The sequence below is a fragment of the Streptomyces sp. SBT349 genome (genome assembly GCF_001083795.1).
In the GTDB taxonomy this organism is placed as follows: Bacteria; Actinomycetota; Actinomycetes; order Streptomycetales; family Streptomycetaceae; genus Streptomyces.
Genome location: NZ_LAVK01000438.1, coordinates 1 through 5,290, shown reverse-complemented (window position 1 = coordinate 5,290; position 5,290 = coordinate 1). Strand labels below are relative to the sequence as shown.

Annotated in this window: 6 protein-coding genes; 2 read left to right on the top strand and 4 right to left on the bottom strand. The window is 72.9% G+C overall.

What is annotated here, in order from left to right; genetic code table 11:
• Nucleotides 1-139: 139 nt before the first annotated feature.
• The 4 genes from ADY01_RS32225 to ADY01_RS32210 all read right to left on the bottom strand — a co-directional run bounded on the left by ADY01_RS32225 (nucleotide 140) and on the right by ADY01_RS32210 (nucleotide 3,209).
• Nucleotides 140-802, bottom strand: a complete 663-nt coding sequence (locus ADY01_RS32225) for a DUF6338 family protein (RefSeq protein WP_049580280.1) — start codon at nucleotides 800-802, stop codon at nucleotides 140-142.
• 15 nt (nucleotides 803-817) lie between these two features.
• Nucleotides 818-1,423 (bottom strand): hypothetical protein, encoded by a 606-nt coding sequence (locus ADY01_RS32220; RefSeq protein ID WP_049580279.1) that lies wholly within the window; start codon nucleotides 1,421-1,423, stop codon nucleotides 818-820.
• 68 nt (nucleotides 1,424-1,491) lie between these two features.
• Entirely contained in the window at nucleotides 1,492-2,088 is a 597-nt protein-coding gene (locus tag ADY01_RS32215; protein ID WP_049580278.1) for a hypothetical protein, read from the bottom strand.
• Between the two features lie 137 nt (nucleotides 2,089-2,225).
• Nucleotides 2,226-3,209 (bottom strand): CHAT domain-containing protein, encoded by a 984-nt coding sequence (locus ADY01_RS32210; protein WP_049580277.1) that lies wholly within the window; start codon nucleotides 3,207-3,209, stop codon nucleotides 2,226-2,228.
• 103 nt (nucleotides 3,210-3,312) lie between these two features.
• Between ADY01_RS32210 and ADY01_RS32205 the strand changes: the two genes are divergently transcribed.
• Nucleotides 3,313-4,158, top strand: a complete 846-nt coding sequence (locus tag ADY01_RS32205) for a siderophore-interacting protein (protein ID WP_049580276.1) — start codon at nucleotides 3,313-3,315, stop codon at nucleotides 4,156-4,158.
• Nucleotides 4,159-4,267: 109 nt separating this feature from the next.
• Nucleotides 4,268-5,143: a hypothetical protein gene (locus ADY01_RS32200; RefSeq protein ID WP_049580275.1), complete on the top strand. Its 876-nt coding sequence runs from the start codon at nucleotides 4,268-4,270 to the stop codon at nucleotides 5,141-5,143.
• Nucleotides 5,144-5,290 lie beyond the last annotated feature (147 nt).

Below are 5,290 nucleotides of genomic sequence, written 5' to 3'. Positions count from 1 at the left end.
GGCCGGGGAGATTGTTAAAAAGGACGGCTCCGGGGCCGGGCCCGTCCCGCCGGTCAGTTCATAGCCGCGTTCGGCCTCGTCGCCGCGGAACCAGGCGCGTTCCTCGGGGGAGAGGTCGTCGAGGTCGAGGGGGGTGCCGTCAGTCATCGTGAGGTCTCCTCGCGGGGTCGGGTGGAGGGTCGACGAGTTCGAGCAGGTCGGTGTTCTCGATGCGGAGGTAGAGCCCCGCCGTTCCCGTCACCGGGGGGCCGAACGACCCGTCGGGGCCCATCTCGTAGGCCCACTGGAGGAACACGTCGGGGCTCTCGGGGTACCCGGAGACGTAGGAGCGGGGCCCGAGCCAGCCGCCCACCCAGGTACCGTCCTTCAGCCGGGCCCGCAGGAAACAAGGTCTGCTGTCCCGCCGGTTGCCGAAGGCGTAGTCCCAGGCGGTGGGGACGGCCCGGTACGTCGTCGCGGCGCCCCGGCGCAGGCGCCAGGAGACGGCGGCGGCCAGGGCCGCCGGCACGCCGATGAACAGGCCCAGCGCCCACAGCCCCACCGCGCGTGGCTCCGCGAGGAGTTGCCGGGCGAGGGGGGTGCCGGGGTCGTCGAAGCGGGCCACGAGATGGGGGCCGACCGTGACGGCGTAGACGGCGTCCAGTGCCACGCTCGCGGTGATGGCCCGCAGCACGCGGTCGGCGAGTTGGCGCTCGCCGGCGACGGGCCCCCGCCACCGTTCTCGCAGGTACTGGTAGGTCATGCCGGGCAGCACGAGGAGGATGAGGAGGACGAGTTGCTCGATGGTGGAGGGTGTCTGCACCGCGAGGTTCCGCGGTCAGGCGGCGCGGAGGTCGTGGAAGTGGATGGGGTCCGTGATCACGGGCGCGGTGCCGAGGCGGCCGTTCTCGACGACGTAGTAGCCCTGCACGGGCTGGCCCAGCAACCACCGGGCGAGGTCGTCGACCGCGTTGGTGGAGTCGGTGAGGCCCCGCTGGCCGTAGGTGATCGCCTGGGCGCCGTAGCGGGCGGCGGCCAGCCCGTCGAGGACCTGGCTGAAGGGGTGGTAGGAGAAGCCGGGCAGCTCCACCAGGCGCTGCTGGTCGAAGACCGGCGGCTGGTTGGCCCGCCGGTGCTGCTGCCGGATATGGTCGGCGGTGCTCGCCAGCAGGATGAGCCTGCTCGCCGCGAGCGCCAGGTTCTCCAGGCCGTGGACGGCGTGGGCGGCGGCGCCGGGGTTGTAGTGGAGTTCGAGTCGGTCGTCCTCCCGCACCACGAAGAGGTGCCGGATGATCGGGTTCTTGCTGCGGATGATGCGCTGGTGGGGTGCGGAGAGGTACGTCACGTCCTCGACGAGCATCGTGACCGCCCGCCCGTCCGCCAGCCTCGTGTTCACGAGATGCCGTTCGTGTGCGACGAGAATCCCCGTGTGCAGTTCGCTCATGGGAGCGCCCCCTTTTCCCTGTGTCGGATCTGCTGAGGAGGCCCGGTCGTCGTTCCCTCGTTCCCTCGCTACAGACGGGTCCTGAGGAAGGTGACCGCGCGCATGATGGAGCCGTTGGACTTGATCGCGACGTGATAGATCACCGGCGCCGTGTCGCGGAAGTCGATCCGCCAGGCGGGTTCCTCCACGGCGAACTCGTAATAGACGGCGTCGAGTCGCTCCGCGGGGACCTTGAAGTGCCGGGCCGTCTGCTGGCGGCCGTATTCCAGGACGGCGTCGTGATGGAGTTCCTCGAACTCGGCGGCCGAGGACTCGGCCGAACTCGCCGGTGGGGGGAGCGCGTTCGTCGGCGCTGCCGACGCTATCGGTGTCGCCGATGCTGCCGGAGTTGTGGTGCCGTTGGTGGATTCCGGCTTCGGCCGGGCCCGCTCCTGGCGCTTCGCCAGGTACCGGCGGCCGCGTTTCCAGCCCTCCCGGGCGGAGAGTCCCAGGGACAGCAGGGCGCCGGCCTCGCCGATGCCGTGGTGGTGGGCGTCGCCGTCCGCGGGTGCCGCCGTGCCGTCGCCGTCCGTGCCGTCCGCGTCGCCGCCCGGGTGCTCGGCGAAGACGGCGAGGAGGGCCGGGTCCGCGGTGCGCAACATCTCGGTGAGGAGCTCCGATGCCATCGATCATCTCCTCTGGCGCTGGAAGAGGTGTCACATGGTGTCGACAGATGTACCCACCGCAAGATCACATCATCCGACTGTGTGATGTTCTGGTGTGAAATGGGGGGGAGTGGTGTGTGCCGGAGGGTGGGCGGCCGTCATGCCCGGGGCCGTACCAGGACAAGCTCCTCCGGATCGACCCCCTGCCGCGTCCGCAACTCCGGGACCGGTGTCTCGCCCTTCCCCACGGCGCGCATGGCCTCACTGGCCCTCTCGACGGCCCTGGCCACGGACGTGCCCTCGGCGATGGCGGTGTAGAAGCGGATGGCGAAGACCTCGGCGCGTTTCTGGGTGACCGCCTCCGGCATGCCCACGACGGCCGGCACCGTACGGAGCAGGTCGTCCGCGCCCGCCAGGCTCTCGCAGGCGTTGAGGACCACGAGCCCCGGCGGGGTGTCCGGCGCGCCCAGCACCCGGGCGAGCAGGGTGAAGTCCACCTCCGCGCCCTCCAGGCTGCCCTCGTCGTCCTCCAGCAGGAGGCCCCGCGCGGACCCGTGGCCGGAGAAGTGCAGGATGTGCGGCGCGTGCGCGGCCAGGCCGTCCACCAGGTCCGGGAGGGTGGCCGCCGGGAGGTGGTGCAGCGCGATCGCGGCGCCGCCGCCGCGGGCTTCCACCGCCTGCCGCACCTTGCGCACCTCGACCTCCGTCCGCAGGGCACCGCCGCGCGTCTCGACCCTGCCGTCCGGGTGCTGGATCCGGGTCAGTTCGGGGCGCGGGTTCGCCGTGCAGTACAGCACCCGGAGCCCCTCCTCGCGGGGCGGGGCGACGGGCACGTCCCGTACCTCGGGCAGGTGCGACAGGTGGGCGAGCGCGCGGGCGTGCGCCTCCTCGGACTCGCGCCGCGGGGTGAACGCCTGGGCCGGGACGGTCCGTTCGACGGCGAGGGCCTCGTCGAGGCTGGTGCGGACGCCGGCCATCGAGGCGTTGAGGTCCGCGAGCCGCCGGCCGAGCGCAGTCACCCGGCGGGCGTCGTCGTCGGTGGGCTGGGCGAGGCGTCGGGCTCGGGTGAGCGCGGCGCTGATGTCGGTGGCGCGCCGCTCCAGGCGGGTCAGTTCACGACGGAGCATGTCACTGCGGTTCACGAGCGCCCCCCTCCACGGACAGTGTGCCGTCGCACGGCGGCTCCGGTCCGCCGGTCGCCCTGTTAGGTTAGGTATACCTAACCTCGACACAGGGAGCGTCACCGTGGCTGAGCGACCGGCTCGCAGGGCACCTCAGGTCCATACCGGAGAGGTCATCTGGACGGAGCGGCTGACGCCGGGGATGCACCGGGTGCGGCTCGGCGGCGAGGGGCTGGCCGCGTTCTCCGCCGGGGAGTACACGGACCACTATGTGAAGCTGCTCTTCCCCGCGCCCGGCGCGCGCTACCCGGAGCCGTTCGATCTGGCGCGCATCCGCGCCGAGTTCCCGCGCGAGCGGTGGCCCGTCATGCGCACCTTCTCGGTCCGGGACTGGGACCCGCGGGCGCGGGAGCTGACCATCGACTTCGTGGTGCACGGCGACCGCGGGCTCGCCGGGCCCTGGGCGGCGACCGCCGAACGCGGCGACGTGCTCCGGTTCGTCGGGCCCGGCGGGGCCTACGCGCCCGACCCGGCCGTCGGCCGGCACCTGCTGGCCGGGGACGAGAGCGCCCTGCCCGCCATCGCGGCGGCGATGGAGCGGATGCCCGCGGGCGCCGAGCCGCGGGCCTTCGTCGAGATCGCCGGGCCGTGGGAGGAGCAGAAGATCAGCTCCCCCGAGGGCGCCGGGATCACCTGGCTGCACCGCGGCGACCGCCCGGTGGGCGAGGCGCTGCTGGACGCGGTGCGCGGACTGGACCTCCCCTCCGGGGACCTTCAGGTCTTCGCGCACGGCGAGGCCGGGATGGTCAGGGAGCTGCGCCGCCATCTCCGCCTGGAACGGGCGGTGCCGCGGGAGCGGCTGTCCGTCTCCGGCTACTGGCGGCTCGGCCACGACGAGGACGGCTGGCAGTCGTCCAAGTCCGAGTGGAACGCCGCGGTGGAGGCCGAGCAGGAGGCCCCGGCGGCCTGACCGGGGCCCGTCCCGCCGGCCCGCGTCTCGTTGGTCTGTACATGACCGCATGCTCCGCCGTACTGTCCGCCGAGTGCGTCCCCCACCCCCACCGAGGAGCGGACCTCCCATGCGCCTGCGCACCCGGCACCGTTGTCACCCGGTCATGACCGGCCTTCTCGCCCTCGTCACCGCCGCCGTCCTGTCCACCGCCCCGCCCGCCGCGGCCGCGGACACCTGGACCGAGGTCGGCTCGGACCGCGCCGATCCGCTGACCGAGAGCCAGGGACTGACCTCGGTCGAGGTCCCCGCGAACAGCGCCAACCGCTACACCGGCATCGGCACCATCCCCGCCGAGGTCGGCGCCCGCGGCTGGAATCACGTCGGCGACCCCGACGCCTCCTACGACGGCCACTACATCGAGCCGTACCAGCGGGACTCGGGCGGCGCCAAGATGTTCCGGGTGCAGGCGCCGGGCGGCGCCTGGTCGGAGTACGTCCACACCCTCGGCCCCGGCGAGGCGCCGAACAACTCCTGGGTCGCCATCTCGCCGAACGGCCAGTGGATGCTGGCGGGCGAGTACGGGACGATGAGCCGGCTGCTGGTCTTCCCGACCCCGGGCGTCAACCCGGGCACCTCGCCGTCGGCCGACCTCCCGCAGTCCTCCACCGTCACCCTCGACCACCCCGTGCGCGACGTCCAGGGCTGCGACTTCTCCGGCCCGACCACGTTGCTGTGCTCCTCCGACGACCCCGAGGGAGCCCTGTTCGGCATCACCAGGCCGCTGCTCCGGATCGACCTCTCCGGCGAACCGAACGGCACGGCGGACGTGTCGGGACACGTCACGGCGCTGCGCCCGCTCCCGCTGCGCAGCGGCTGCTCCGGCACCTTCGAGGCGCAGGGGATCGACTACGACCGCCGCACCGGTACCCTGCGCGTGATCGTCATGTCACCGGGCTTCTGCGTCCTGACGGACAGCATGACGTACCGCTTCACGCGGGGCTGACGGCACCGGGCGGCATCCGCGGGAGACGGGGCGTCCCGAACCCGCCCGGCACCCCGGCACCCAGGCGCCGCCGCGGTCGTTCGCAGGGAGTGGGGGAGCCACGTGGTTCCCCGGGGCCGAGACAGGAGGCTTGGGGTGGGCGGGAGC

What these genes read in the sequence shown, in the direction of transcription:
- ADY01_RS32220 (WP_049580279.1), bottom strand. Translation starts at nt 1,423, where the DNA reads ATGAGCGAACTGCACACGGGGATTCTCGTCGCACACGAACGGCATCTC.
- ADY01_RS32215 (WP_049580278.1), bottom strand. Translation starts at nt 2,088, where the DNA reads ATGGCATCGGAGCTCCTCACCGAGATGTTGCGCACCGCGGACCCGGCC.
- ADY01_RS32200 (WP_049580275.1), top strand. Translation starts at nt 4,268, where the DNA reads ATGCGCCTGCGCACCCGGCACCGTTGTCACCCGGTCATGACCGGCCTT.